At 68.2% G+C, this 24112-nt stretch carries 23 protein-coding genes and 1 pseudogene; 7 read left to right on the forward strand and 17 right to left on the reverse strand.

Annotated elements, in window-relative coordinates; genetic code table 11:
- Positions 1 to 61 precede the first annotated feature (61 nt).
- Positions 62 to 535 (forward strand): MarR family winged helix-turn-helix transcriptional regulator, encoded by a 474-nt coding sequence (locus E3U26_RS15830; protein ID WP_499105954.1) that lies wholly within the window; start codon positions 62 to 64, stop codon positions 533 to 535.
- A gap of 148 nt (positions 536 to 683) precedes the next feature.
- Here the strand turns inward: E3U26_RS15830 and E3U26_RS15835 are convergent, their stop codons facing one another.
- Genes E3U26_RS15835 through E3U26_RS15865 form a run of 7 tightly spaced genes read right to left on the reverse strand, consistent with a single transcriptional unit; the run spans position 684 to position 7177 of the window.
- Positions 684 to 1586 carry a cupin domain-containing protein gene (locus E3U26_RS15835; protein WP_499105955.1) on the reverse strand — a complete coding sequence of 301 codons (903 nt, stop codon included), beginning with the start codon at positions 1584 to 1586 and terminating at the stop codon, positions 684 to 686.
- Between the two features lie 29 nt (positions 1587 to 1615).
- Positions 1616 to 2368, reverse strand: a complete 753-nt coding sequence (locus E3U26_RS15840) for an HpcH/HpaI aldolase family protein (protein WP_499105956.1) — start codon at positions 2366 to 2368, stop codon at positions 1616 to 1618.
- On the reverse strand, positions 2365 to 3264 hold the full coding sequence (locus E3U26_RS15845; RefSeq protein WP_499105957.1) for a DUF6282 family protein: 900 nt from the start codon (positions 3262 to 3264) through the stop codon (positions 2365 to 2367). The genes E3U26_RS15840 and E3U26_RS15845 overlap by 4 nt, the downstream gene beginning before the upstream one ends.
- Entirely contained in the window at positions 3261 to 4340 is a 1080-nt protein-coding gene (locus E3U26_RS15850; protein WP_499105958.1) for a beta/alpha barrel domain-containing protein, read from the reverse strand. Before E3U26_RS15850 ends, E3U26_RS15845 begins: the two co-directional genes overlap by 4 nt.
- Positions 4337 to 5620, reverse strand: a complete 1284-nt coding sequence (locus E3U26_RS15855; protein ID WP_499105959.1) for a TRAP transporter large permease — start codon at positions 5618 to 5620, stop codon at positions 4337 to 4339. The genes E3U26_RS15850 and E3U26_RS15855 overlap by 4 nt, the downstream gene beginning before the upstream one ends.
- Positions 5617 to 6123, reverse strand: a complete 507-nt coding sequence (locus E3U26_RS15860; RefSeq protein WP_036755597.1) for a TRAP transporter small permease — start codon at positions 6121 to 6123, stop codon at positions 5617 to 5619. Before E3U26_RS15860 ends, E3U26_RS15855 begins: the two co-directional genes overlap by 4 nt.
- Before the next feature lie 58 nt (positions 6124 to 6181).
- Positions 6182 to 7177 carry a TRAP transporter substrate-binding protein gene (locus E3U26_RS15865; protein ID WP_140848668.1) on the reverse strand — a complete coding sequence of 332 codons (996 nt, stop codon included), beginning with the start codon at positions 7175 to 7177 and terminating at the stop codon, positions 6182 to 6184.
- A 109-nt stretch (positions 7178 to 7286) separates the two neighbouring features.
- On the opposite strand from E3U26_RS15865, the gene E3U26_RS15870 reads away from it, so the two are divergent.
- Positions 7287 to 8042: an IclR family transcriptional regulator gene (locus tag E3U26_RS15870; RefSeq protein ID WP_449046062.1), complete on the forward strand. Its 756-nt coding sequence runs from the start codon at positions 7287 to 7289 to the stop codon at positions 8040 to 8042.
- A gap of 233 nt (positions 8043 to 8275) precedes the next feature.
- On the opposite strand, the pseudogene E3U26_RS15875 reads toward E3U26_RS15870, so the two are convergent.
- The 3 genes and pseudogenes from E3U26_RS15875 to E3U26_RS15885 form a co-directional block, all read right to left on the reverse strand.
- Positions 8276 to 8527: pseudogene (locus E3U26_RS15875) on the reverse strand (hypothetical protein); the annotation flags it as partial.
- Positions 8528 to 8780: 253 nt separating this feature from the next.
- Entirely contained in the window at positions 8781 to 10244 is a 1464-nt protein-coding gene (locus tag E3U26_RS15880) for an alanine/glycine:cation symporter family protein (protein ID WP_499105960.1), read from the reverse strand.
- Positions 10245 to 10553: 309 nt separating this feature from the next.
- The gene (locus E3U26_RS15885; protein WP_499105961.1) at positions 10554 to 12038 is read right to left on the reverse strand and encodes an inorganic phosphate transporter; all 1485 of its coding nucleotides are present in this window, start codon (positions 12036 to 12038) and stop codon (positions 10554 to 10556) included.
- Positions 12039 to 12616: 578 nt separating this feature from the next.
- Between E3U26_RS15885 and E3U26_RS15890 the strand changes: the two genes are divergently transcribed.
- Complete coding sequence (locus tag E3U26_RS15890; RefSeq protein ID WP_499105962.1) at positions 12617 to 12823, forward strand: hypothetical protein; 207 nt, start codon at positions 12617 to 12619, stop codon at positions 12821 to 12823.
- Between the two features lie 266 nt (positions 12824 to 13089).
- On the opposite strand, the gene E3U26_RS15895 is transcribed toward E3U26_RS15890, so the two are convergent.
- Entirely contained in the window at positions 13090 to 14049 is a 960-nt protein-coding gene (locus tag E3U26_RS15895; protein WP_499105963.1) for an aldo-keto reductase family protein, read from the reverse strand.
- Positions 14050 to 14175: 126 nt separating this feature from the next.
- On the reverse strand, positions 14176 to 15099 hold the full coding sequence (locus E3U26_RS15900; protein ID WP_499105964.1) for a DMT family transporter: 924 nt from the start codon (positions 15097 to 15099) through the stop codon (positions 14176 to 14178).
- A gap of 63 nt (positions 15100 to 15162) precedes the next feature.
- Here E3U26_RS15900 and E3U26_RS15905 point away from each other — a divergent pair, with 63 nt between their 5' ends.
- Genes E3U26_RS15905 through E3U26_RS15915 form a run of 3 tightly spaced genes read left to right on the forward strand, consistent with a single transcriptional unit; the run spans position 15163 to position 17519 of the window.
- Complete coding sequence (locus tag E3U26_RS15905; protein WP_499105965.1) at positions 15163 to 16098, forward strand: MFS transporter; 936 nt, start codon at positions 15163 to 15165, stop codon at positions 16096 to 16098.
- Positions 16099 to 16137: 39 nt separating this feature from the next.
- Complete coding sequence (locus tag E3U26_RS15910; RefSeq protein ID WP_499105966.1) at positions 16138 to 16530, forward strand: DoxX family protein; 393 nt, start codon at positions 16138 to 16140, stop codon at positions 16528 to 16530.
- Between the two features lie 44 nt (positions 16531 to 16574).
- Entirely contained in the window at positions 16575 to 17519 is a 945-nt protein-coding gene (locus E3U26_RS15915) for a pirin family protein (RefSeq protein WP_499105968.1), read from the forward strand.
- A 124-nt stretch (positions 17520 to 17643) separates the two neighbouring features.
- Here the strand turns inward: E3U26_RS15915 and arsH are convergent, their stop codons facing one another.
- From arsH to E3U26_RS15935, 4 genes are all read right to left on the reverse strand, one after another.
- The gene (gene arsH / locus E3U26_RS15920; RefSeq protein ID WP_499105969.1) at positions 17644 to 18342 is read right to left on the reverse strand and encodes an NADPH-dependent FMN reductase family protein; all 699 of its coding nucleotides are present in this window, start codon (positions 18340 to 18342) and stop codon (positions 17644 to 17646) included.
- A gap of 805 nt (positions 18343 to 19147) precedes the next feature.
- The gene (locus tag E3U26_RS15925) at positions 19148 to 19456 is read right to left on the reverse strand and encodes a DUF6525 family protein (RefSeq protein ID WP_072463476.1); all 309 of its coding nucleotides are present in this window, start codon (positions 19454 to 19456) and stop codon (positions 19148 to 19150) included.
- Positions 19456 to 20121 (reverse strand): DUF1826 domain-containing protein, encoded by a 666-nt coding sequence (locus tag E3U26_RS15930; RefSeq protein WP_499105970.1) that lies wholly within the window; start codon positions 20119 to 20121, stop codon positions 19456 to 19458. Before E3U26_RS15930 ends, E3U26_RS15925 begins: the two co-directional genes overlap by 1 nt.
- Before the next feature lie 61 nt (positions 20122 to 20182).
- Entirely contained in the window at positions 20183 to 21406 is a 1224-nt protein-coding gene (locus tag E3U26_RS15935; protein WP_036755570.1) for a GTP-binding protein, read from the reverse strand.
- Positions 21407 to 21922: 516 nt separating this feature from the next.
- On the opposite strand from E3U26_RS15935, the gene E3U26_RS15940 reads away from it, so the two are divergent.
- Positions 21923 to 23077, forward strand: a complete 1155-nt coding sequence (locus E3U26_RS15940) for a CobW family GTP-binding protein (RefSeq protein WP_499105971.1) — start codon at positions 21923 to 21925, stop codon at positions 23075 to 23077.
- A 22-nt stretch (positions 23078 to 23099) separates the two neighbouring features.
- Here E3U26_RS15940 and E3U26_RS15945 read toward each other — a convergent pair whose 3' ends face one another.
- Positions 23100 to 24110 (reverse strand): GlxA family transcriptional regulator, encoded by a 1011-nt coding sequence (locus E3U26_RS15945; RefSeq protein ID WP_499105972.1) that lies wholly within the window; start codon positions 24108 to 24110, stop codon positions 23100 to 23102.
- Positions 24111 to 24112: the final 2 nt, after the last annotated feature.

Consider the following 24112-nt stretch of genomic DNA (forward strand, 5'->3'; position numbering starts at 1 on the left):
GCACACTTGTCATCCTGCCCCGATTTACCTAGCCTGCGGCGGTCCCAACCATGCCGGTGCCATGACGACGCTTTACGATCTGCCGGGCCATCTGATCCGGCGCCTGAACCAGATCTCGACCGCGATCTTCGCCGCCCGGATGGACGAGGCGGGGGTGGACCTGACGCCGGTGCAATTCGCGGCGCTGGCGGCCTTGGCGGAACATCCGGGGGTGGACCAGGCCACGCTTGCCGGGCTGATCGCGCATGACCGCGTCACCATGGGCGGGGTGGTGGACCGGCTGGAGGGCAAGGGGCTGTTGTCGCGCAGCGTCAGCGCGCAGGACCGCCGCGCAAGGGTGCTGGAACTGACCGCGGCGGGGCAGCGCATGCTGGAGCGGCTTGCCCCGGCCATCGCCGAGGTGCAGCAGCGCACGCTGGCCGGGCTGACCCCGGCCGAGGCCGAGGCATTCCTCGCGCTGCTGCGCAAGGCGACCGAGGCCGGCAACGAATACAGCCGCGCGCCCCTGCGGACGGGCGCGCGCGGAGAGGATTAGCCTGGGATCGGCGGGCGGCGGAACTCTGGCAGCCCGGCGGTTCGCGCGCCTGGAACCGTTCCAGCGAAAGGGCACCGGGCCGCCTTGGCGGCGCAGGCCGGCAAGCTCCGCGCCCGCCCATGGCCGACACGGCGCCCCGCCACCGGCTTCAGCGCCGCGGGATCACCGGATAGTCGGCATCGTTCAGCACCCAGCCCTCCTGCATCGAGAAATCCAGCCGCGGCGGGCAGAAGATGTCCACCAGCGCATTCTCGCCCGCGCCGCTGGCTTCGGTCGTGTGGACCACCGGCGGCGGGATCACCAGCGAAGAGGGCGAGCCGACGGCGATATGCCGGTCCTCGCGCCAGTCGCTGCGGTCCACCGTCCAGGGCCAGCGCAGGTGATGGATGAAGCTGCCGGCAAGCGCCAGCGAGCATTGCTCGAAATCGTCGTGGTGATGGGGCGAGAGCTTCCTGGGATCGCGCGGTCCCTGCTGCACGTCCAGGAAGTTCACCATGAAGGTGGTGCAACGGAAGATGCGGCCGAAGCGCCCCTCCTGCGGCTTCACGTCCAGGTCATAGGCGCGGATCCTGAAGCCCCCGGCAGGCTCGGGCCAGGGCCGGAAGGCCGGGATATGGCTGCGCCCTTCCGCATAGGCATCGGCATTGGGGCACAGCGCGACCAGGTCCGCCGCGGCGGCGGTGAACAGCCGGACCACCCTGCCCCCGTCGGGCAGCGTCACCCGGCTGTCGCCCGGCGGCACGAAGACGATGGAATTGCCGGCAACCTCGCGGCTGTCGCCATCGGCCTCGATCAGCGCCGGCCGGTCGGGCAGCAGCACGACATATTCGTCGGGCTGGCCGGTGCGGGCAAAGCTTGCGCCCGGCTGCGCCTCGGCATAGGCCAGCACGAAATTGCAGCCGCGCTGATACCAGACCTTGCGGCCTTGGGCGTCCTCCTGCGGCGGGGTCTTGTCGAACTCGGCCAGTTGTTCCTCGGCGATCAGGCCGGTGCGGGCCGGCGCCGAGGCCGCGGCGAACAGGGCCGCGCGGGGATCCTTGTCTTCATACATCCCGAAAATCCTTTCCTGTCAGCGCGGGCTCAGCAAGCGCGGCCCGCCTCGATGATCCGGCGCGCGCCCTTCATCAGCAGCCCCTGGTCCGAGCCGCAGACGAAGACGCTGACGCCCCGTTCGCGCCAGGGGGCGATCTGGCTTTCGTCGCCGACGAACAGGCCGGCGGCGACACCGGCGCGCCGGGCGGCCGCGATCACGCGGATGATGGCCGCGTCAAGCGCGGCCGAGGGGAAGCCGCAGCCCAGCGACTGCGACAGGTCGGCAGGACCGACGAACAGCACGTCGACATCCGGCACGCCGGCGATGTCGTCCAGCCCCTCCAGCGCCTCCCTGTCCTCGATCTGCAGCATCACCACGGTTTCAGCGTCGCTTTTCGCGGTATAGGCGGGGGCGGCAAGGGTGCCGTAATGCCCCGCCCGCGGCGAAGGCGACAGGCCGCGCGAACCCCGGCCGAACTTGACCGCCGCCACGACCCCTTCCGCCGCGCCGCGATCCGCGACATGGGGCACCATCACCCCCGCGCAGCCCAGATCCAGCAGCGGCGAGATCCGCGCCGGCGACTGGCCCAGGCAGCGCGCGACCAGAGGCAGCCCCACCGCGCGCGAGGCCAGCGCCAGCCGGTCCATCGCGCCCAGGTCCAGCGGCGCATGTTCCTGGTCGGGCACAGCGAAATCCAGCCCGGCAAGGCCGAGGATCTCGACGACATGGGGCGCGGGCGTCTTGACGAAGGTGCCGATGACGGTCTCGCCCGCGTTGATCCGAGCCTTCAGCCCGCTCATGCTTCCAGCCCGACCAGTTCGGCCCCGACGGTCGAGGTCATCTTGCGGATGTCGTCGTCGTCATGGCCCAGCCCGATCAGCATGGCGATCATCTGGCGCATGCCCTCGACCGGATCCGGGTTGCCGGTCTGGCCGAGGTCGGTGCCGAAGAAGGTATTGTCGACGCCCGCCGCCTCGATCACCGCGCGCAGGTGATCCTCGTCGAACAACTGGAAGGTCGAGGGGATGAACATGCAGACGGAATGCTCCATCTTGACCCCCATGCCGACCAGATGCGCGACGTCCTGAAGGCTGCAGTCGTTCACATAGGTCGGGTGGTTCAGGAACAGCCGCTTCACGCCCCGCGCCTTGGCCTCTTCGTAGAAGGGCAGCAGTTCGCGGGCGTGATGGTGGCCGCCCGACACGACCGCGTCGGCCTCGGCGATCAGGTCGAGGATATGCTTGACCTCGTCGCGCACCACGCCCTTCTCATCGGTCAGCGTCAGCGGGACGGGGGCGACGGTCTTCTTGCTGTTCTGCGGGAACTTGAAGCCGGGCTTCTGGGCTTCGTGCTCCATGTGGTTCTGGGCATGGGCCGTCGCCATCCAGACCACGCGGGCGCCCTGCTTGAGCGCGTAATCCACGGCCGAGGGGTTCAGCCCGCCCAGCGGATTGTTCAGCACGATCGAGCCGATGGCCCTGGTCCTGAAACCCATGTTCTGGTTGATCAGCGTCGCCAGCGGCATGGTGGGATAGTAGTGGTCCTTCAGCAGCACGGCGGCCATGCCGGCCCGGTCGGCCTCGCGCAGGGCGGCGATATGGTCCAGCTTGCGCGGATGCAGCGAGGGGCCGGAATGGACATGCAGATCGACCGCGCCCTTCATCAGATCGTCAATGCGGTTTTGTTCGGCAGTCATCGGTTTCTCCTGACTTCTTCGCCCGGCACCAGCGGCGCGGGAACATGGTTGCGCCAGACCTGATCGAGGACCGGCATTTCGGCAAAGCTGCGGCGCGCATCGGCCGCGCGGCCGACCAGGTCGCGGGCGCTTGCGCCCTTGCCGGCGCAATAGGCTTCAAGGTCGGCGACGGCATCGCGCAGGACGTCCCAGCCGCGCAGCATGACGGCCGAGGACAGCCCCACCGCCGAGGCGCCCGCCAGCATCATCCGCGCCACATCAGGGCCCGAACAGGCGCCGTTGATGCCGATCAGCGCCTGGTCCGGGCCCAGCCTTGCGCGGGTCGTCGCCAGCCAGTGACAGGTCAGCGGCAGGTTCCAGTAGCCGCCGATCCCGCAACTGGTGCCCAGCATCGGCTGCATGGTCTCAAGATCGGGAACTAGCCCCAGCGCCCTCCCGGCGATCACCGCGCTTTCCGCCCCGGCGCCGGTGGCGGCGGCAACCAGGTCGGGAACCCGCTCGCTCTGGCCCGAGAGCTTGACCCAGACCGGGATCGACACGGCCGATGTCACCTGCCCGACCAGTTCCGCCACGCGCGCGGGCGAAAGCTCGGTGCTGACCGCGCCCCTGGCGGCCTGGCTGGCATAGGGGGTGCCGATGTTGAACTCGAAGACGCGCAGGCCGGCGTCCTCGACGGCGCGGGCGCGGCGGACGGCGTCCTCGACCCCCGCCATGACGACCGAGGCGACCAGGACGCAATCCGCCTTGCGGGCCGCCGCATCCATCCGCCGCGCCTGGTCCAGCCATTCCTCGAAGCCAAGCGGCGTCAGCCCCGAGCGCGTCAGCACCGTCGCGGCGCGCGGCGCACCGGACCCCCAGCCGACACGGTTCCAGTTCGCGTCCAGCGCGGCATATTCGGCCTGCAACAGCTGGCGCTGCGCGGCGGCCGAGTCGTTGCTGGACTTCATCACCACCGCCCCTGCCCCGGCCGCGATGGCCGACAGGATGCCGTCATCCTCGATCAGATGCTCGCCCGACGCGGCGATGACGGGGTTCTTCAGCCGGATCCGGCCGACCTGGACGGAAAGATCCGTCATCCCGCCACCCCCAGCACCCGCGGCAGGAACAGCGAGATTTCGGGAAAGACGGTGATCAGCGCCAGCACGATCAGCGCGATCCCGATCATCGGCAAGGCCCTGTAGGCGATCCGCTCCATCGGCCGGCCGGTCACGCCGGCGATGACGAACAGGCACAGCCCGACCGGCGGGGTGACGAAGCCCACCAGCACGTTGAAGACCACCATGACCCCCAGATGCACCGGCTCCAGCCCCAGCATGTTGCCGATGGCCATCAGCGCGGGAACCGTCAGGATCAGCACCCCGATCGTGTCCAGGAACATGCCCAGGAACAGCAGGATCAGGTTCACCATCAGCAGGATCACGTATTTGTTGTCCGAGACCCCGGTCAGCAGGGCGACGGTCTTTTGCGGCAGCTGCTCGATGGCGAAGATGAAGCCGGCGACGTTGGCGACGGCGACCAGGAAATAGATCGCCGAGGTGATGATCGCCGTGGCGACGAAGGCTTCCTTGAGGAATCTCCAGCTCATCGCGCGATAGACGACGGTGGCGATGACCAGCGCATAGATCGCGGCGACCGCCGCCGCCTCGGTCGCGGTGAAGATGCCGCCCCGGATGCCGACGACGATGATGACCGGCAGCAGCATCACCGGGACGGACTGCCAGCAGCCTCGAAGGATCGAGGCCAGCGACTGCCTGGCCGCCTTGGGATAGCCGCGGCGATGGGCGACCCAGACCGCATAGGCCGACAGGAACACCGCCAGCATGAAGCCCGGCGCCAGCCCCGCGACCAGCAGCTCCGAGATCGAGGTGCCCGACAGCGCGCCATAGATGATCATCGCGATCGAGGGCGGCACCAGCGGCGCCATCAGCGACGAGACCGCGATCAGCGCCGCCGAATAATCCACGTCATAGCCCTGCCGCTTCATGTCCGGCACCATCACCGTGCCGATGGCCGCGGCATCCGCCGCCGCCGATCCGCTGACGCCGCCGAACAGGAAGCAGCCCCAGACCGCCGTCAGCGACAAGCCGCCCCGGAACCGGCCGACGACCGAGTTCGCAAAGCCGATCAGGCGACGGGTCAGCCCGCCCACGTCCATGATCGCGCCCGCCAGCACGAAAAGCGGGATCGCCAGCAGCACGAACATGTCCATCCCCGCCAGCATCCGCTGCGGCAAGACGATCAGGAACTGCGTCTGGCCGGTGAAATAAAAGTAACCCAGCGCGCTGATGCCCAGGACGAAGGCGATCGGCATGCCCAGGGCAAGCGTCAGAACGAAAATCGAGCCAAGCCAGATCACAGCGCTTCCTCCGCGCCCATCGGGTGGTCTTCGGGCTTCTCTTCCCGCGCGATGCCGAAGAATTCGTTCAGCGCGACATGCGCCGCCAGAAGCGCGGCGCCGACGGTGATCGCGACATGGACCCAGAACATCGAAAAGCCGAGCGCGGTGGCGGTCTGCAGCCGCGTCATCCAGGCGAATTTCGTGCCGAACCACAGGATCGCCGCCAGAAAGACCAGCATGATCGCGGCCGAGACCAGATTGACGGCCCGGCGCGGGCCTTGGGGCAGGCGGTCCACCGCCAGCCGCATCCCCAGGAACTGGCCGCGGGAATAGCTGAGACCGGCACCGATCATCACGATCCAGATCATCAGATAGCGCATCGCCTCTTCCGACCAGAACAGCGAACTGTTGAAGACATAGCGCCAGATGACCTGCATGGTGCCGATCACCAGGATCGCAGCGATCCCGGCAAAGCAGAATGCTTCCACGGCCGCGACATAGGCGCGCCAGAGCTTGGACATGGGTTTCTCCGTTGAGAACGCAGGCGGAAGGCGCGGGACCGGCCCGCGCGCCTGGACGTTATTGGGCGGCCGGGGCCAGCTTTTTCGCCGCCGCCGCGAAATCGGCGATCAGCGGGTCGGCGGCCTCGTATTTCTCGACCACCGGGGCGAAGGTGGCCTGCAATTCGGCCCTGAACGCATCCGAGGGCGTCACGACGGGAATGTTCAGCTCGGCCAGATGGGCCTTGATCTGCTCGTCCAGCTCCTTGACCGCCATCACCTGCGGCTCGACGATCTCGTCGGCGGCCTGGCGCATGATCTCTTGCTGCTCGGGCGTCAGCGCGTTGAACTTCATCTGGTTGATCAGCAGGAAGCTGGGCCAGAAGTAATGGCCGGTCAGCGACACACCCTTGGCGATCTCGTAATATTTCTCGCTCTCGATCGAGGTCAGGTTGATCTCGACCGCATCCAGCGTGCCGGTTTCCAGCGCCGAATAGACCTCGCCATAGGCCATCGGCGTCGGGTTCACGCCCACCGCCTGCCACGCGTCCAGAAACATCCGGTTGGGCGCGACGCGGGTCTTCTTGTGATGCATGTCGGCCAGGCTTTCGACCGGCGCGCCGACGGTCAGGAAATGGCGCTGCCCGCCGTCGTAGAGGCCCAGGGCGACCATCATGTGGTTTTCCAGCCTGTCCATGATCGCCCGCGCTTCCGGCGTCTTCGCCATGGTTGCGAAGCCTTCGTAATCGGGGATCAGGCCCGGCAGTTGGAAGGCGTCGATCGACGGCTCCAGGGTCGAATAGGCCGAGGTCGAGTTCACCGTCATGTCGACGGTGCCGAACTGCACGCCCTCCATCAATTCCTTCACGTCGCCAAGCTGGCGCGAGGGGAAGATGTCGATCTTGATGTCGCCATCCGACAGCCGCTCGACCGCTTCCTTGAAGCGGACGGCGGTGTCGTGGATCGGATGCTGCTCGAATACGGCATGGCCCAGGCGCAGCGTGACGGGGTCGGCCCAGGCTGCGGTCGAAAGCAGGCTTCCCATCAGGGCGAGGACGGCGGTCTTTGTTTTCATGTTTCTCTCCTCCTATGTTCCCATACAGGGAACGCTGTTCTCATATTGACACGACAGGTCAAAGGCGTCAACACAGAGAGAGGGGAAGCAAAATCACGGGGAAAACACTTTGGAAAAGGCCGAGACCGTCCGGGCCGCCGACACCTGCCTGCGCATCCTCGAGCGTATCGCCTTTGCCGATTCGCCCATGGGCGTGACGCAGGTTTCCGCCGATGTCGGCATCGCCAAGGGGGCCGCCTTCAAGCATCTGCGCACCCTGATCGAACATGGGCTGATCGTCCAGGATCCGGTCACTTCGCATTATGCGCTGGGGCCGAAACTATGGCTGATGGCGCAACAGGCCCCCGCCGGCGCAAGCCTGGCCGAACTGGCCCTGCCCCTGATGCGCGCCACCCGCGACGAATTGGGCATGGCGGTGGTGCTCAGCATCCCCGCGCCGCGCTCGGCCTTCATCCTGGCCACGGTCAGCAGCAACCAGCCGATCGAGATCGGCGTCCGTCCCGGCAGCGAGCTGAGCCTGCATTCCTCGGCTCAGGGCAAGGTGTTCCTGGCCTTCGGTTCGCCCGAACTGCTGGGCACCCTGCCCGACGCGCTGCCGCAGATCACGCCGAAAAGCGTCACCTCCAAAGCGGTTCTGGCGGCGCAACTCGGCGCCATCCGCGCGGCGGGCTACGCAACCGCGCCCGAGGAATCGCTGCTGGGCATCAACGCCGTCGCCGCGCCGATCCTCGGCTCGCAGAACCAGCTTCTCGGCAGCATCGGCCTGATCGCGTCGATCCAGCACCTGGGGGCGGTCCCTACCCCGTCGCAACTCAAGGCATTGTTCGCTCTGACGCGAGAGATCGGGCTGCGCGTCAGCCAATAGCCGATCTTTCGCGGCCTCGGCGGCAAGGCACGGCCGCTCGCCGGAAGGCGATCTGCCGGATCGGCATCCCGGCTGTGCTGGTGAAGCCCTGCCATCCGGTTCCGGCAGGCCCTGCAGCACCGCCGCCAGACGTGCTGTCCGCCCCCGGTCTGGCGCGTTCGCGCCGATTGCTCGGGGTGATCGCCGGTCGGGTGGCGAAGGACGGTATCGGTATCCACCGCGATCATGGTGCAGCGGGCCTCGGCCAGCCTGGCGGCCTCCCTGTCCTCAAGCGATTTCGGCCGGGCGGCGAAGGGCGGCATCCCCAAGACATGGTCGGACCGTGTCGGGGCGAAGGCCGGGGCACGCTTCAGCAATACCCCCTGCGGGGTTTCCTCGACGATCAGCCGCGTGCCGGCATCCCGGTCCCGGCGCTTACGGATCGCCTTGGGCACCTGCCCTTGGTCGAGACGGTCGCTATCCGGGGGATCGGCCCCTTGCCGCAAGAACCGATGGGACAAGCCGGGCGGCCCCGAGAATGGTCCAAAGCCCTGCCGATTGCAGCGGCTCGACCGGCTGTCCGCAGCCGGAGATGGCCGGCCCTTCCGGTCGTCCGCCTGCGCGCGCCGGTCGGGCCGCGCCGGCGGTGCCTTACCGCCAGGCCCTGCGGGCGCGCTCGTCGGGCCGCTGGGGTCGCCGGCAGAAAGCACCCCGGCCCGCGAACCACCCCGCCGGCACCGGCGGAGCGGCCGGCAAGGCTTACGACCGCTCGCTCGCCTTCCATTCGTCCCAGCTCGGCTGGCCCTTCATGAAGCCCTCGATCTGCTGGCGGTCGGCCTCCAGCCGGGGGTCGTGGCGAAGGTAGAAGCGGGTCTCGCGCGCGATCAGGCCCGACAGGATCAGCAGCCCGATCAGGTTCGGGATGGCCATCAACCCGTTCATCACGTCCGAAAAGCTCCAGACGACGCCCAGCTGGACCGTGCAGCCCAGCAGCACCACCAGGGAAAACAGGATGCGGAAGGGCATGACGCCGCGATGACCCACCAGGCGCTCGAGGTTGCGTTCGCCGTAATAGGCCCAGCCCAGGATGGTCGAATAGGCGAAAAGAACCAGGCCGACGGTCACGACCCAATGCCCCCATTGTCCCGGCAGGCCGTGGCTGAACGCCTGTCCGGTCATGATCGAGGGCGAGATCTGCAGTCCCGTCTGCGGGTCTATCTCGGTCCAGACGCCGGTGGTGATGATCACCAGGCCGGTGCAGGACACGACGATGATCGTGTCGATGAAGGTCTGGGTCATCGACACCAGGCCCTGCCGCACCGGATGCGTGGTCTGCGCCGAAGCGGCGGCAATCGCGGCGGAACCCATGCCGGATTCGTTCGAGAAGATCCCGCGCGCCACGCCGAACTGCACCGCGATCATGATGGTGGAGCCCAGGAAGCCCCCCGTCGCCGCCGTCCCGGTAAAGGCCTGCGAAAAGATCTCGCCCAGGGCGGCGGGCACCGACCCGATGTTGACCAGCAGGATGTAAAGCGCGCCCAGGACGTAGAACAGGATCATCACCGGCACCAGCCCGGCAGTCACCTTGCCGATGGACCTGATCCCGCCGACCAGCACCACCAGCGTCAGGCCGGCCAGGACGATGCCGGTGATCCAGGTCGGGATCATGAAGCTGCGCTCGAGGTTCGAGGCGATCGAATTGCCCTGCGTCATGTTGCCGATGCCGAAGCAGGCGCAGACGGCGAATATCGCAAAGCACAGCGCAAGGAACCTGCCAAAGCCGTTCGGGATGCCGCGCTCCAGGTAATACTGCGGGCCGCCGTTCTTCTCGCCGACCTCGTCGGTGGTGCGGAAGCGCACGCCGAGGAAGGCCTCGGCATATTTCGATGCCATGCCGAGGATCGCCGTGACCCACATCCAGAACAGCGCCCCCGGACCGCCCGCCGCAATGGCCGTCGCCACCCCGACGATGTTGCCGGTGCCGACCGTCGCGGCCATCGCGGTGGTCAGCGCCTGGAATTGCGAGATGTCGCCCTCGGCATCGTCATCCCTGCGTTTGAGCAGGCCAAGCCGCAGGGCCGCGCCCAGACGGACCAGCTGGATGCCCTGCAACCGGATCGTCAGGTAAAGCCCGGTGCCCAACAGCAGCGGGACAAGAAGGTAAGGCCCCCAGACGATCCCGCCGATTTTCCCCAGGATTGCTTCCATCTGGTCGAGTCCCATCGATGCCGCCTCTCGTGATTGCAAGGGCCGCAAACGGAACCGTCCGGTCCCGGATGTCAAGTTCGGCCGGGGCACGGCCCTTGCCGCAGCGAAGGGGGGGAAAGACGTCCCCACCAGGACAGGGACAGAGACCGGCGAGGGCGGGTTCGCTTGGCGCCGCAGCGCAAAGGCGGTCCGCTCGGGATCCCCTTGCGCAAGCTGCCGAGGCCTTGGCCCGGCAGGGATTGCTCCCGGCCCCATCGGCGCCAAGGGGCGCGATGGCCCCGACGCCATCGCCACGGGTTTCGATCTGCCGCGCTGGGGCGCGAATCAGGCCGGTATCTGCCGCAGGATCAGGAACAGGAGCGCCGACAGAAGCGCCGCGGCAGGAACGGTGACGACCCAGGCCGCCCCGATGGTCAGCACATGCAGCCTGCGGACCAGCTTGCGGCGGCGGCGCTCGTCCGCGGGTATGTATTCCGGCCGGGGCACGGCGATGCGGGCCTGTTTCAGCCGCCGCTCGGCATCCCATTCGCGAAAGAAGCCCACGCCGAAGATCGCCCCCACCGCGATATGGGTCGAGCTGACCGGCAGCCCCAGCCAGCTTGCCAGAATGACCGTGATCGCCGCCGACAGGGCGACGCAATAGGCGCGCATCGGGTTGAGCTTGGTGATCTCGCTGCCGACCATGCGGATCAGCTTGGGGCCGAACAGGCTGAGCCCGAAGGAGATCCCGAAGGCCCCGATCAGCATGACCCACAGGGGAATGGTCACGTCGCCATTGAAATCGCCCGTCTGCACCGTCTGCACGATGGCCGCCAGCGGGCCGACGGCATTGGCGACGTCGTTGGCGCCATGGGCAAAGCTGAGCAAGGCGGCAGAGGCGACCAGGGGGATGCCGAACAGCACCTTCACCGACTTGTTGCGGTTCTCAAGCCCCTCGGACTGGCGGCGGGTGACCGGAATCATCAGCAACCAGCAGCCCAGCCCCACCATCAGACCCAGCAGCAGCGCAGCGCCCATCGAGACCTCGACCAGCTGCTTCAGCCCCTTCATCACCAGATAGGCGGCAAAGGTGCCCGCCATGATGCCGACCAGGATGGGCACCCAGACGCGGGCCGCGGCGATCTTGTCCTCGCGATAGACGATGCGGGACTTGATGAGCCACAGGAAGCCTGCCGCCACGACCCCGCCCATCACCGGAGAGATGACCCAGCTGGCGGCGATGGCGAGCATCTGGTCCCAGCTGACCGCGCCGAAACCGGCCCCGGCGATGCCCGCGCCCACGACCCCGCCGACCACCGCATGCGTGGTCGAGACCGGCGCCCCGATCCATGTCGCCAGATTGACCCACAGGGCCGACGCCAGCAGCGCCGCCATCATCGCCCAGATGAAGGTCGCGGGCGTGTCCAGCGCCTCGGGGGCGACGATGCCCTTGGCGATGGTCGAGACCACGTCGGCCCCGGCGATCAGCGCGCCCGCGCTTTCGAACACCGCCGCGATGACGATGGCGCCCCCCATGCTGAGCGCGTTCGCCCCCACCGCAGGACCCATGTTGTTGGCCACATCGTTGGCCCCGATGTTCAGCGCCATGTAGGCGCCAAACACGGCGGCGGTGACGACGATCAACATCTCGCCGCTCTGCCCCAGCAGGATCGCCGCGGCGAGTCCGGCCAGGATGATGAAGACGAAGCCGATGCCCGGCGCCACCAGCGGCCGGGACACATAAGCGGCGGCTGCCTCGAGATTCGCGAAGCGGCCGAGATCGCGGTCCAGCGTTTCCAGGTGTCGGGGCTCGAGATCCTTGTCAGACATGTTCCGCCTTTCTGTTGCCGCGGGTGCTAGGAGGGAATCGGCGGCATATCAAGACGGCGCTGTCACAAGACAGTCGCACAGTTGCAACATGCCGCCTTGCCATCGGCCGCCGCCGACCGGCCCGCCGCGATCAGCGCCCGTTTCGGCGCAAGGCGGCCGTGCTGCCCCAAACCCCGTTTGCCCGGACCGAAGGATCTGGAAGAGTCCCGGCGCAGCCTTCGGGGTCGCGCAATTGCAGATTTTCGTCGGCCTAGGCGGTTGTCACCGTCAGCGGCTTGGGGCGCGCCCCGATCCAGACGATCTGGAAACAGGACATGCCATGAAGCCAGGGGCAATGTTCGCATTCGCCGTGGCGGCGGGGCCTGGTCCGGCCGCGCCGGCGCAGGGGATCGCGTTCTTCAGCATCGGCACGGGCGGCACCCATGGCCCGATGGCGGGCTGATCGCGCATGCGATCCCGAGCCCGCCCCACGCCTGCGAGGAAGGCCATCCTTCCGGGATCGTCCTGTTCCTGCTTTCGGTCCATCTTATACGCCCGGCTTCGGCATCCCGCGCCACTTGGCATCGCGGGGGCTGCGCATGGGCAGGGCGCTGTCCATCGTCTTCCTCGGCTTCTCGACGCCGGCGCGCAACCGCCACCGGACGGAGGGCCGCGTCATTCCCGACGTGCTGCCGGTGACGGACTGGCTTCTGGCCCTTAGCAGCGCGGTCGGCGCCTGCCACGGGCGGTATGGCTGCAATTCTGCGTCCGCAACCCGCTACAGGGCGTCGGTCTGCTGTGCGTAGCAATGGCGATCTTTTTCGCCCGCGCCTCGATCATCGGCAATGACGCCTGTTCGGAAATGGCCCCGCCCTTTCCTTGGCATCGGCCGGGGCCAGGCTTGCCGCCCCGCGACGCCTGCTGCCGGTCATGGTGCCATGGCGGGCATTGCAGGCTGTCGCCACGGTGTTCGATCTTGCCGACGCCTCGGGCGGGCTGATGGCGACGGCCAGCATGATACCCGGTCCGCCCCACACTTTCCCAGGCGGACGCCCGACCTGCGCCGCCGCGGTCAGCAATAGCGTTCCACGAAAGCCATCTGGTGATCGCCATAACGGTCGCCATGGGCAAATCCCGGCGGAAGGATGCGCCCGATTTCCGCAATATCCGCGGCGGCAAGGTCCGGCACCTGCCAGTCGCGAAGGTGATCCGCCGTCCGCGTGCCGGGGATCGGGACGATGTGATCCCCCTGCGCCAGAACCCATCCCAGCGCCGCGCCGGGGACCGTCCAGCCCCGCTCGGCGCAGAGAGCCCGGAACGGTGCCATCGCGGCAAGGTTGACCGAGAAATTCGGCTCGGTGAACCGCGGGTTGGTGTCGCGGAAATCGATGCCTGCGCGGAAATCCCGTTTCAGCGGCGCGCGCCCGAACATGCCGCGCCCCAGGGGCGAAAAGGCGACGAAGGCCACGCCAAGCGCGCGGCAGGCCTGGATCAGGCCCAGCTGGGGCAGCCGCGTCCACAGGGAAAATTCGCTCTGAACCGCGGCCACGGGATGTTCGGCATGGGCGCGGCGCAGGGTCGAGGGCGCGATCTCGGACAGGCCATAGCCGCCGATCTTGCCTTCCTGCACCAGCTTCGCCATCGTCCCGGCCAGGTCCTCGACCGGGATCTCGGGCTGGCGGCGGTGGATGTAGTAAAGCTCGACATGCTCGCGCTTCAGCCGGCGCAGCGATTCTTCAAGGCATTGGCGGATATAGGGCTCGTCGTTGCGCACGGCGCGCGGCGGCCCGGTGACAATGCCGCATTTCGTGGCAAGGTGAATGTCCCGGCGCCCCCATTTGCCGAGGATCCGCTCCGACACGCCCATGCCATAGATGTTGGCCGTGTCGAAATGGCTGATGCCGGCGTCCGCCGCCGCGTCGAGGCAGGCCAGCGACGTCGCCTCGTCCGTGGCGCCGAAGATCCCGCCAAAGCTCATCGTGCCGAAGCCGATGGCGCCGACGTTGCGATTGCCGAGCCGTCTCTGTTCCATCCCTGCCTCCCCGTGCCGCGGTGCGGCAGGGAAGCGCGGCGCGATCGGTTCGTCAAGCGAAAGCGACCTGCGGGCGGCCGGGGCCGCGCCCCCTCTTGGCGGTGCATGTTCACCCGCGCCGGTTGCTCATCCCCGCTGCGGCAGCTTCGCGCTTCGCCACATGATGAACAGCCCCGAGAGGACGATCATGGCCGAACCGATCAGCATCGAGCCCGTAAGACGCTCTCCGAAAAGCAGGACGCCCAGGGCGACGCCAAAGATCAATCGCACGTAGCGGAAGGGCGTGACGGCAGAGACCTCGCCCGTCCGCATCGCCTTCATCAGGCAGGCATAGGCGCAGACCCCGCAAAGCACCGCGCCCGCCAGAAGCAGCCAGGCCCGCCTTTCGGGAAGGACGAAGGCCGCGTCCGACCAGAAGGAAACCATCACCCCGGCGACCGCCACCGCCAGAAAGCCGTAGAACCCCAGGACGTTGGTCCCCAGGGACGCAGGGGCCGCCCGGCTGGCGAGGTCTCGTCCGGCAAAGCCCAGCATGCCCGCAACCGCGAGAAGCGAGAGCATGGAGAAGCCGTCCGTTCCCGGCCTGACGATCACCAGCACGCCCCCCATGCCCAAGAGGATGGCGCTCCACCGGCGCCATCCGACCCGCTCGCCGAAGACGAGGGCGGCGGCGGCCACCACCACGACCGGCGTCGCCTGCAGGATGACGGTGGCCGCCGAAAGCGGTATCAGCGCCAGCGCGAGGACATAGAACAGCCGGCCCGCGATCTCGAACACCACCCGCAGGCGCATGGGAAAGGACAGCACCTCGGGCGTGAACAGGCTTTCGCCTGCCCATCGGGCCAGGCCGGCAAAGACCAGCGCGCCGCCCAGGCCGAAGGTGACAAGGATCTGGGCGATGGGGATGGTGGAGGAAACGCCCTTGATCATGGCATCCTCGAGCGTGAAGCCCGCCATCGCCGCGACCATCCACAATGCGCCGACAAGGTTGGCGGCATGGCGCCTGCGCGCGGCCAGGGTTTCTTGCGGCGGGGCCGAAACGCGTTCCATGGGTGGGCTCGTCCAATGAATGGGTAAGAAGATCCTTGCCCGAGTATCAGCCCAGGCCCTCGCATGCCACCCGTTCCGGCGCGGCGGCCGGTGTCGCCCGTCGGCGCCGGCACCGATGCGACGCGGGTGGCAAGCTACAACCCCCGGGTTTCGCTGCCGCTGGTCGGCCGCCGCATCCTGGGGCTGGAGGCCGCGGGCTATGGCACGCTTCTGGGCTGCATGGGCGCGGGCGCGGTGCTGGGCGCGCTGCTGCTGAAGCGGCTGCGCCGGACGGTTCCCGCCAACCGGCTCTCGGTCTGGGCGACGCTGCTGTTTGCGCTGGCGACGCTGGCGCTGACGCTGGGGCCGAACGCCTGGATCGCCGGCGCGGTCATGGTCCTGGCGGGGCTGGCCTGGATCGGGATGCTGACCTCGCTGAACGTGGCGACGCAGACGGCCTCTCCGGGCTGGGTGAAGGCGCGGGCGCTGGCCGTCTATCTGCTGGTCTTCCAGGGCGCGATGACGGGCGGCAGCGTGCTTTGGGGCACCATCGCCTCGTGGTCCGGCGTGCCGGCGGCGCTGGTGGTGGCATCGGCGAGGCTGGTCGCCTCGGTGCTGCTGGCGCGCGTCTGGCGGCTGCCCAAGGATGCGACGGCCGACCTTGCCCCCTCGGACCATTGGGCGGAACCCGTGGTCGCCGTCCCGCCTGGGGACGATCGCGGCCCGGTACTGATCGAGATCGAATATCGCGTCGATCCGGCCCGGATGGCCGAGTTCACGGCCGCCCTGCGCCGCTTCAGCACCACCCGCCAGCGCGACGGCGCGATCCGCTGGGACCTGTGGGAGGACGTTGCCGAGCCGGGGCGGCTGGTCGAGGCCTTCGCGGTGGAAAGCTGGGTCGAGCATCAGCGCCAGCACGCCCGCGTCACCCATGCCGACCAGCTGGACCAGCAGATGCTCAACGCCTTCCACATCGGCGAGGGACCGCCGCGGGTCAGGCACCTGCTGCGGCCGCTGTGACCGCGCGCCCAAGGAACGACAACGCCAGAAAGGACCGACATGATGAACCAAGCCCTGACACCCTATGAGCCGCTTTTGCTCGGCATCCTCAGGATCGTCGCCGCGCTGGTGATCTTCAGCTACGGCACGCAGAAGATCCTTGGCTTTCCGGCCAGCCAGGCCGTGCCCCCGACCGGCTCGCTGCCCTGGATCGCGGGCCTCTTCGAACTGGTCGCGGGCTTTCTGGTCCTGGTCGGGTTCCAGGCCCGCGTCGCGGCCTTCATCCTGTCCGGGGTCATGGCCTTCGCCTATTTCCTGGCGCATGCGCCGCAGGGGTTCTATCCGGCGCAGAACGGCGGCGTTCCCGCGATCCTGTTCTGCTTCGTCTTCCTGTATCTTGCGGCGGCGGGGGCCGGCCCGGTCAGCCTCGATGCAGCCCTGCGCAAGACCTGATACCGTAAGACTTCGCATCCCCGGACCCACGAAAGGAGCCTGACATGAGCTGGAACCCCACGCAGAACCCGGATTGCCCCGACCGCAAGGGCCTGGAATCCATCGAGACGCTGATCATTCCGCGCGCCCGCGACCTGGGCGGCTTCGAGGTGCGCCGCGCGCTTCCCGCGCCGCGCCGGCAGATGGTCGGCCCCTTCATCTTCTTCGACCAGATGGGCCCGGCCGAGTTCCTGACCGGCGGCGGCATCGACGTGCGCCCGCACCCGCATATCGGGCTGGCGACGGTGACCTATCTCTACCAGGGCGAATTCCATCATCGCGACAGCACCGGCGCCGACCAGATGGTCTATCCCGGCGAGGTCAACTGGATGATCGCCGGCAGCGGCGTCACCCATTCCGAGCGCACCAGCGAGGAGATGCGCAAGCAACCCGGCTCGCTCTTCGGCATCCAGACCTGGGTCGCGCTGCCGGAAGCCGAAGAGGACCGCGCCGCGGCCTTCGAGCATCACGGCAGGGAGGCGCTGCCCTTCCTCGATGAAGGCGGCAAGCAGGTGCGGCTGATCCTGGGTTCGGCCTGGGGCGAGCGCGCGCCGGTCAAGACCTTCACCGAGACCTTCTATGCCGATGTCGTCCTTGCCGCCGGGGCCAGCCTACCGCTGCCCGACGATCACGAGGACCGCGGCGTCTATGTGGTCGAGGGCAGCATCCGTGTCGCCGGCCAAAGCTTCGAGGCCGGCCGGATGATGGTGTTCCGCCCCGGCGACCGCATCAGCCTGAAGGCTGGCGAGGCCGGCGCGCGGCTGATGGTTCTGGGCGGCGAGACCATGAACGGGCCACGCTATATTTCGTGGAATTTCGTCGCCTCGTCGCAGGAACGGATCGACGCCGCCAAGGAGGCGTGGGCGCAGGGCGACTGGGAACACGGCCGCTTCCGCCTGCCGCCGGGGGACGAGAGCGAGTTCATCCCCCTGCCCGACCAGCTGCGGTGAAGGAACGCATGTCCGACGCGGCAGCGGGACGGACCGTGCCGCCCTGATGCTTGGGCAAGATCCACCCCCTGGCTCATGGCCCGGCCGGGATACCCCCACCACCACGGCAAGGGCATGTCCGGCCTCACGTCGCGGCCTTCAGGTTCACCCGCTCTTCCAGCTTTGCGGTCGCTTCCTTGCGCTCGCTGTAGCGGTCGGTCAGGAAGGCCGAGAGGTCGCGGGTCAGCAGGGTGAACTTCACCAGTTCCTCCATCACGTCGACGATGCGGTCGTAATAGCTCGACGGCCGCATGCGCCCGGCCTCGTCGAACTCCTGCCATGCCCTGGCGACCGAGGACTGGTTCGGGATCGTCAGCATCCGCATCCAGCGGCCGAGCACGCGCATCTGGTTCACCGCGTTGAAGCTTTGCGAGCCGCCCGAGACCTGCATCACCGCCAGCGTGCGGCCCTGCGTCGGACGGATCGCCCCCATCGACAGCGGAATCCAGTCGATCTGCGCCTTCATCACCCCGGTCATCGCGCCGTGGCGTTCCGGGCTGGTCCAGACCTGGCCCTCGGACCACAGGCACAGGTCGCGCAGCTCCTGCACCTTGGGATGCGACGGTTCGGCATCCTCGGGCAGCGGCAGGCCGTTGGCGTGGAACACCCGCGTCTCGCAGCCGAAATGCCGCAGCAGGCGCTCGGCCTCCAGCGTGGCGAAGCGGCTGCAGGAGCGTTCGCGCAGCGAGCCGTAGAGCAGCAGGATGCGCGGCGGATGCGTCGCGCGGGGAATGTCCGGGATCGGCCCGCTGGTCGAGGTGCCGGTGCCGATCCTGCTGGTCAACGCCGCCCTGTGGCTGGGCCGCCGCTGGTTCCCCGAACTTGCCGCGAAGGAGGCACGCGCATGATCCCCGACCTGCCGAACCTGTCGTCCGACTGCCGACGCGCGCCCGCGATCCCAGCCATCCCCCCCCGAACGAAGCCCAGGGCCGCTGCGCGCAGGACCGCGTCCATTCGTCGGCGAAGGCAGCCCCGACAAGCGACGTGGTCTTCCATCCCATCGCGACCAACGCATCCAGCAGCGTCGGCTGGTCGGCATCGCGACGGTGCCCTGCCTTGCTGTCAGCCCGCTATACTCGGACCTTGCAGGCCTTCCGTCCGACATCCTTGGGAGAGGACAGTCGATAGGCCGTGTAGTGACCCGGATCATCCATCCTGACGGACATTGCCCCATCCGCCAGGTCGGGCGAGTCGCAAAGAGCGTGCTGATCAGGCGGCCGCCGCGAGTCCAGCCACCGCTGCAGCGGTTCGGACGGGGCAAGCGGCAGGCCGTCGCGGGACAGATACGGATCCCCGTCGAAACCTTGGGGCCATCGGCGGGAGACCTGGGGGGCTCGACCGCGCTCGGCCCGTGATCGCCATCCGTATCCCGCCCCAGATCGGCCAGGATCAGCAGGGTATTGGGCGCGTCATAGATCCAGCTGACCTCGGCCACCCAGGGCGTCCCCGGTCATCGAGGCGCAGGGTCAGGGACGCATCCACGAAGCCATGCGGCTGCGCGGCAGCCGCCACGGCCGCGCAGCCGGAAAGTCCGGCGATCAGGCGGGACAGCCCCACGGCCCTTTTGCGCAGGCGAATGGCAAGGCAATTCACCCGCGCGGGAGGGCGCTTTCACCCCCGGCCGTCTGCGCGGCGGCGGGCGGCGGGAAGCCCCATATCCGCGGCGCGTCCCGCATCAGCATCCGCGCCTCGATCAGGTCGAGACGTCGGCAGACGGCCTCGGCATTGCCCGCGGTCTCGCCCAGAAGCTTCTGCCACAGGCGCAGGGCGGAAGCCGGGCTCCAGGGCAGCGCCGCCTGCGCCAGCCAGCGGCGCAGCTCGGGCGGCAGGCGGTCGTATTGCTTGATCGGACAGGGCCTGCGGCGGCGGCGCAGCGAGGTGGCAAGGTTGCCGCGCATCAGTGCAGCCTCCGCGCCTCGGGTGGCTCCGTGGCGGGATCGAGCGCCAGGAACAGCCGCACCTGCCCGGTTCCGGCGATGGGCGGGGAACGGTGCAGCAGCCGCGTGACCTCCATGCCGGGCCACAGCCCGCCGCGCAGGATCGCGGCCTCGCCCGCGCGCATCTCGCCGGCCGGCGCGACCTGGCCACTGGCATCCTCCAGCCCGAATTGCGTCCCCGGCCCCCGATAGGTGCAAAGCAGCCGCGCGGGCATCTGGTCGACATGGAATCGGCGACAGGCATCCGTCGTCACCGCCTCGAAGCGGATATGCATCAGCGGGTTGCGCACGACCTGGGCAAAGACCAGCGCCAGCGCCCCGATGTCGCTGGCCAGCAGGTCTCGCATCGTCCCGGCAGGCAGGCAGGAGCAGTCGCAGGCGGCGTGGATGCAGTTCTCGGCCGCGCGGAAATCCACCAGGGCGCGCAGGGCCGGCAGTTGGCCGACCGGAATGCCCTCGATCCATTCGGCGAAAGCGGGAGAGAGGCGGCGCCGCCAGATCGCGGCGCCCACCCCCGGCTGCGCCACCTGCTGCAGCACCAGCCCGCTGTCGGATTCGCGGATTTCCCGCGCCTCGGCGGCATCGGGGCCTGGAGCTTGCGGGATTGCGGTATCGGTCTTGGTCATGCGGCTGCTTCTCCTCTGGTCCGCTTCTGAGGGGGCATCCCAGCCCCCGCCCTTGCCGCGCTCAGGCCACGCGACGCTGGCCCCATTGCGGAAAGGGATCGGGCAGCCTCGCCCAGGCTTCGGGCGTGAAGTCCCAGGCCTCGACCAGGGCATCGTCCAGGGCCTGGGTGATCGCCGCAGGGTCCATGCCCGCGCCGATGAACACCAGCTCCTGCCGGCGGTCGCCCCAGGGTTCCTGCCAGTTCCTCGCCACCTCGGCGAGGCTGTCGGGATGCGTCGGCCAGCGTTCGCGCGGCACCGAGGCCCACCAGCCACCCAGAGGCGTAACCGAAGAGACGACGCCGGCCAGGCTGAACTCCACCGCCCAGTTCGGGCGGCTCGCGATCCAGAAATGCCCCTTGGCGCGGATCACGCCGGGCAGGTCGCCGTTGAAAAGGTCGTGGATCCTGCGCGGGTGAAACGGCCGCCGCGCGCGATAGACGAAGGAAGAAATGCCGTATTCTTCAGTCTCCGGCACATGATCCTCGAAACCGTAAAGCTCTTTCGCCCACATCGGATGCAGATGCGCGCGGTCGAAATCGAACAGGCCGGTGTCGAAGATCGCATCGGCATCGACACGGCCGAAATCCGTCTCAATGAGCGTCGCGTCCGGGTTCAGCGCCCGCACGATCTTGCGCGCCCGGTCCAGCCGCTCGGGTCCCGCGTCCGTCGCCTTGTTCAGCACGATCACATCGGCGAATTCGATCTGGTCGGTCAGCAGGTTGACCAGCGTCCGCTCATCCGCGTCGCCCAGGCTTTCGCCGCGTTCGGCAATGAAATCGTCGCTGGCGAAGTCGTTGGTCAGGTTGATCGCATCGACGACCGTGACCATGGTGTCCAGCCGCGCGACATCCGACAGGCTGTCGCCGTTCTCGTCCCGGAAATCGAAGGTCGCAGCGACGGGCAGAGGCTCGGCGATGCCGGTGCCCTCGATCAGCAGATAATCGAAGCGGCCCTCCTCGGCCAGCTTGCGCACCCCTTGCAGCAGGTCGTCGCGCAAGGTGCAGCAGATGCAGCCATTGGTCATCTCGACCAGCTTTTCCTCGGCCCGGTTCAGTTCGGCGCCGTCGCGCACCAGGTCGGCGTCGATGTTCACCTCGGACATGTCGTTGACGATGACGGCGACGCGGCGGCCCTCGCGATTGTTCAGGACGTGGTTCAGAAGCGTGGTCTTTCCCGCACCCAGAAAGCCGGACAGGACGGTGACGGGCAGGCGTTTGTCGCGCGTTTGCTGGCTGGTCGGCATGGCATCCTCGTAAATGTAATGTTATTACGTTACTCAAATAGCCAGAATCGCCGGGGCCTGCAATGTCGTTCTTTTCCACCCGCCCCAGCGTCGGACAGGTCGAGGAAGGCAGCCGTCTGGCCTCGAAATCGGCGCCGACGGGCTGATCCCGGCCGTCACAATGCCGCCACGACCGAGGCCCATGCGCCCAGCCTGATGACCGTCGGATAGCCGGGCGCTGGCTCTAAAAACCCGCGCATGCCTCGCCCAATTCATCATGAGAATCTGCATGACTAATATCTTTCAACACACTGATAAACATCGACTCTGTATCCGCATGAGATGCGGCATCCTGCATGCAACCGGGCGGATCGTGGCGCTGGAAGACGACCCCTCTTCCATGCCCAGAAGTTTCCATCGCGCGAGGCCGCAGGCAAGCGCCCCGCCGGTTGACCCGCTTTCATTCAGGGCAACACCATGCCGCAGGCTCCGGTCACGATCCTGAACGGTTTTCTCGGGGCCGGAAAGGCTACGCTCATGCAGAGCCTGCTGGTGCAGGCCCGCAGCATGCCGGGCGTCCGGCCAGGCGTCATCGTCAACGCGATGAGCAAACTCGACGTCGATGGCGCAATCCTCGACACCAGCAATGCGATCTCGCGCCGCGACCCGCGCTTTGCCGCCATTCCGGCCGGCAGCATCAGCGGCGCGCAGGGGCTGGAGCAGTTCGTCCGCGCCGTGGACAAGGTGACCGCGCAGGGGGACGCCACCCATATCCTGATCGAAACCTCGGGCAGCAGCCATCCTTGGCCGCTTCTCGAGGCGATCCGCGCGCATCCCGCCCTGCGGCTGCACGGCTTCCTGTCGGTGGTGGACACGGCGACGCTGGCGCAGGACCACGACCTGGGCCGCGCCATCCTGCCCGCCGCCTCGCGCCAACTGGCCGGGGGCCGGCGCGGGATCGAGAACCTGCTGGCCGAGCAGATCATGTTCGCCAGCCGCATCCTGCTGAGCGAGATGGACCGGGTGTCCGGCGAGACGCTGCGCACTGTCGCGCAGGCGATCCATCCGCTCAACCCCTTCGCCGACATCATGGGGATGCAATGGGGCAATGTCCGGCTGGCCGATGTGCTGGCCCTGCCGCCCTATGACCATGCGCGCGTCGCCGCCCTGGGGGCGGAACTGACCGACTGGGACCGCAGCCGCGGCACCGCCTCGATGTCCGGGGCCGAGGATTATCGCATCGACAGCATCGTGATCGCGGACCCCCGCCCCTTTCACCCGCAAAGGCTGTGGCAGGTCTATAACCACGCCCTCGGCACCGGCATCCACCGCAGCAAGGGCTTCTTCTGGCTGCCGACGCGCGACCGGCTGCAACTGCTGTGGAACCAGACGGCGGGCAGCATCGGGCTGGAGATCGTCAACTACTGGAAAATCGCCGCGCTTGAGGACAACAGCCTGAACCTGCTGCCCGAGGAACGCGACGAGATGCGCCGGCGCCTTGCAGGCCTGTCGCCCGAATTCGGCGACCGGCGCTGCCGGCTGACCGTGATCAGCGACCGCGACGAGCTTGCGGCGTTCGCCGATGCGGTGAGGGATTGCTTCTGCACCCCTGAGGAGATCGCGGCCTGGAAGGCGGGCGAGCCCTTCGACGACCCCTGGCCGGCAAGCACAGTGAGATTGTCGCAGCGGTAAGCCGCCCGGCCCGGCATTGCACCTATCGGACCGTCAGCGTTGTCCTGAAGCGGTCGCGATAGTCGCGCGGCGTCAGCGAAAAGCGGCGCAGGAAGGCCTTGCGCAATTGCTCGTCCGAGGTGAAGCCGCAGCGAAAGGCGATGGCCTTCAGCGGCAGGTCGCAGTCCAGAAGCAGCGCCTTTGCCCGCTCGCAACGCACGCCTTCCAGATAGCTGGCCGGGGTCGTGCCCAGTTCGGCGGCGAACAGGCGGGTGAAGTTGCGCGGGCTCATCCCGGCGCGGGCGGCCATGTCGGGGATACGCAGGGGCCGGTCCAGGTTGGCCAGCAGCCACGCCTGGATGTCACGCATCCCCGGCGGGCCGCGCATCTGGCTGGTCAGGGCGGCGCTGAACTGCGACTGCCCGCCCGGCCGCTTGAGATAGATCACCAGGTCGCGCGCCACCGCCAGCGCCAGATCGCGGCCGAAATCCTGCTCGACAAAGGCCAGCGCCAGGTCGATCGCCGCCGTGACACCGGCCGAGGTCCACAGGCTGCCGTCCTGCACGAAGATCGCGTCGGCATCCACGCGGACCTTGGGAAAGCGGCTCTGCAACAGCTCGGCCACGCTCCAATGCGTCGCTGCGCACCGTCCGTCCAGAACCCCCGCCGCGGCCAGGAAGAACGACCCCGAGCAGAGCGCCGCGAAGCGTTCCGCCTCGAAGGCCCGCCTGCGGCACCACTCCACCAACCCGGCTTCCCGCGCCAGCGCCGCCTGGATGTCGAGCGCCCCGGCGACCATGACCGTGGCCAGCGGACCTTCCGGCAGCGGCCCCGCCTCCAGCGAGATCAGCGTGTCCGAGGGCACCATGCCGGGCTGGCGCGCAGCCAGCACGATGTCATAGCGGCGCGGATCGCCCCGCGCGGCCAGGTGGCGGTTGGCATAGCTGAGCACATTGACCGGCCCGACCGCCTCCATCGACTTGAAGCCGGGATAGATGACGACATGCACCCGGTGGCTGTCCCTGCCGGGCGCGGCTGGCCCCTGCCTTGTCATTC

Origin of the sequence: Paracoccus ferrooxidans (assembly GCF_029909815.1) — a bacterium.
Classification (GTDB): domain Bacteria; phylum Pseudomonadota; class Alphaproteobacteria; order Rhodobacterales; family Rhodobacteraceae; genus Paracoccus; species Paracoccus versutus.

Excerpts from the sequence above, each read along its gene's own strand:
- E3U26_RS15925 (WP_072463476.1), bottom strand. The coding sequence starts at position 19,456 with ATGCGCGGCAACCTTGCCACCTCGCTGCGCCGCCGCCGCAGGCCCTGT.
- E3U26_RS15910 (WP_499105966.1), top strand. The coding sequence starts at position 16,138 with ATGATGAACCAAGCCCTGACACCCTATGAGCCGCTTTTGCTCGGCATC.
- E3U26_RS15890 (WP_499105962.1), top strand. The coding sequence starts at position 12,617 with ATGGGCAGGGCGCTGTCCATCGTCTTCCTCGGCTTCTCGACGCCGGCG.
- E3U26_RS15915 (WP_499105968.1), top strand. The coding sequence starts at position 16,575 with ATGAGCTGGAACCCCACGCAGAACCCGGATTGCCCCGACCGCAAGGGC.
- E3U26_RS15885 (WP_499105961.1), bottom strand. The coding sequence starts at position 12,038 with ATGTCTGACAAGGATCTCGAGCCCCGACACCTGGAAACGCTGGACCGC.
- E3U26_RS15895 (WP_499105963.1), bottom strand. The coding sequence starts at position 14,049 with ATGGAACAGAGACGGCTCGGCAATCGCAACGTCGGCGCCATCGGCTTC.
- E3U26_RS15940 (WP_499105971.1), top strand. The coding sequence starts at position 21,923 with ATGCAGAGCCTGCTGGTGCAGGCCCGCAGCATGCCGGGCGTCCGGCCA.
- E3U26_RS15865 (WP_140848668.1), bottom strand. The coding sequence starts at position 7,177 with ATGAAAACAAAGACCGCCGTCCTCGCCCTGATGGGAAGCCTGCTTTCG.
- E3U26_RS15930 (WP_499105970.1), bottom strand. The coding sequence starts at position 20,121 with ATGACCAAGACCGATACCGCAATCCCGCAAGCTCCAGGCCCCGATGCC.
- E3U26_RS15900 (WP_499105964.1), bottom strand. The coding sequence starts at position 15,099 with ATGGAACGCGTTTCGGCCCCGCCGCAAGAAACCCTGGCCGCGCGCAGG.
- E3U26_RS15840 (WP_499105956.1), bottom strand. The coding sequence starts at position 2,368 with ATGAGCGGGCTGAAGGCTCGGATCAACGCGGGCGAGACCGTCATCGGC.
- E3U26_RS15845 (WP_499105957.1), bottom strand. The coding sequence starts at position 3,264 with ATGACTGCCGAACAAAACCGCATTGACGATCTGATGAAGGGCGCGGTC.
- E3U26_RS15830 (WP_499105954.1), top strand. The coding sequence starts at position 62 with ATGACGACGCTTTACGATCTGCCGGGCCATCTGATCCGGCGCCTGAAC.
- E3U26_RS15945 (WP_499105972.1), bottom strand. The coding sequence starts at position 24,110 with ATGACAAGGCAGGGGCCAGCCGCGCCCGGCAGGGACAGCCACCGGGTG.
- E3U26_RS15835 (WP_499105955.1), bottom strand. The coding sequence starts at position 1,586 with ATGTATGAAGACAAGGATCCCCGCGCGGCCCTGTTCGCCGCGGCCTCG.
- E3U26_RS15850 (WP_499105958.1), bottom strand. The coding sequence starts at position 4,340 with ATGACGGATCTTTCCGTCCAGGTCGGCCGGATCCGGCTGAAGAACCCC.
- E3U26_RS15880 (WP_499105960.1), bottom strand. The coding sequence starts at position 10,244 with ATGGGACTCGACCAGATGGAAGCAATCCTGGGGAAAATCGGCGGGATC.
- E3U26_RS15905 (WP_499105965.1), top strand. The coding sequence starts at position 15,163 with ATGCCACCCGTTCCGGCGCGGCGGCCGGTGTCGCCCGTCGGCGCCGGC.
- E3U26_RS15860 (WP_036755597.1), bottom strand. The coding sequence starts at position 6,123 with ATGTCCAAGCTCTGGCGCGCCTATGTCGCGGCCGTGGAAGCATTCTGC.
- E3U26_RS15935 (WP_036755570.1), bottom strand. The coding sequence starts at position 21,406 with ATGCCGACCAGCCAGCAAACGCGCGACAAACGCCTGCCCGTCACCGTC.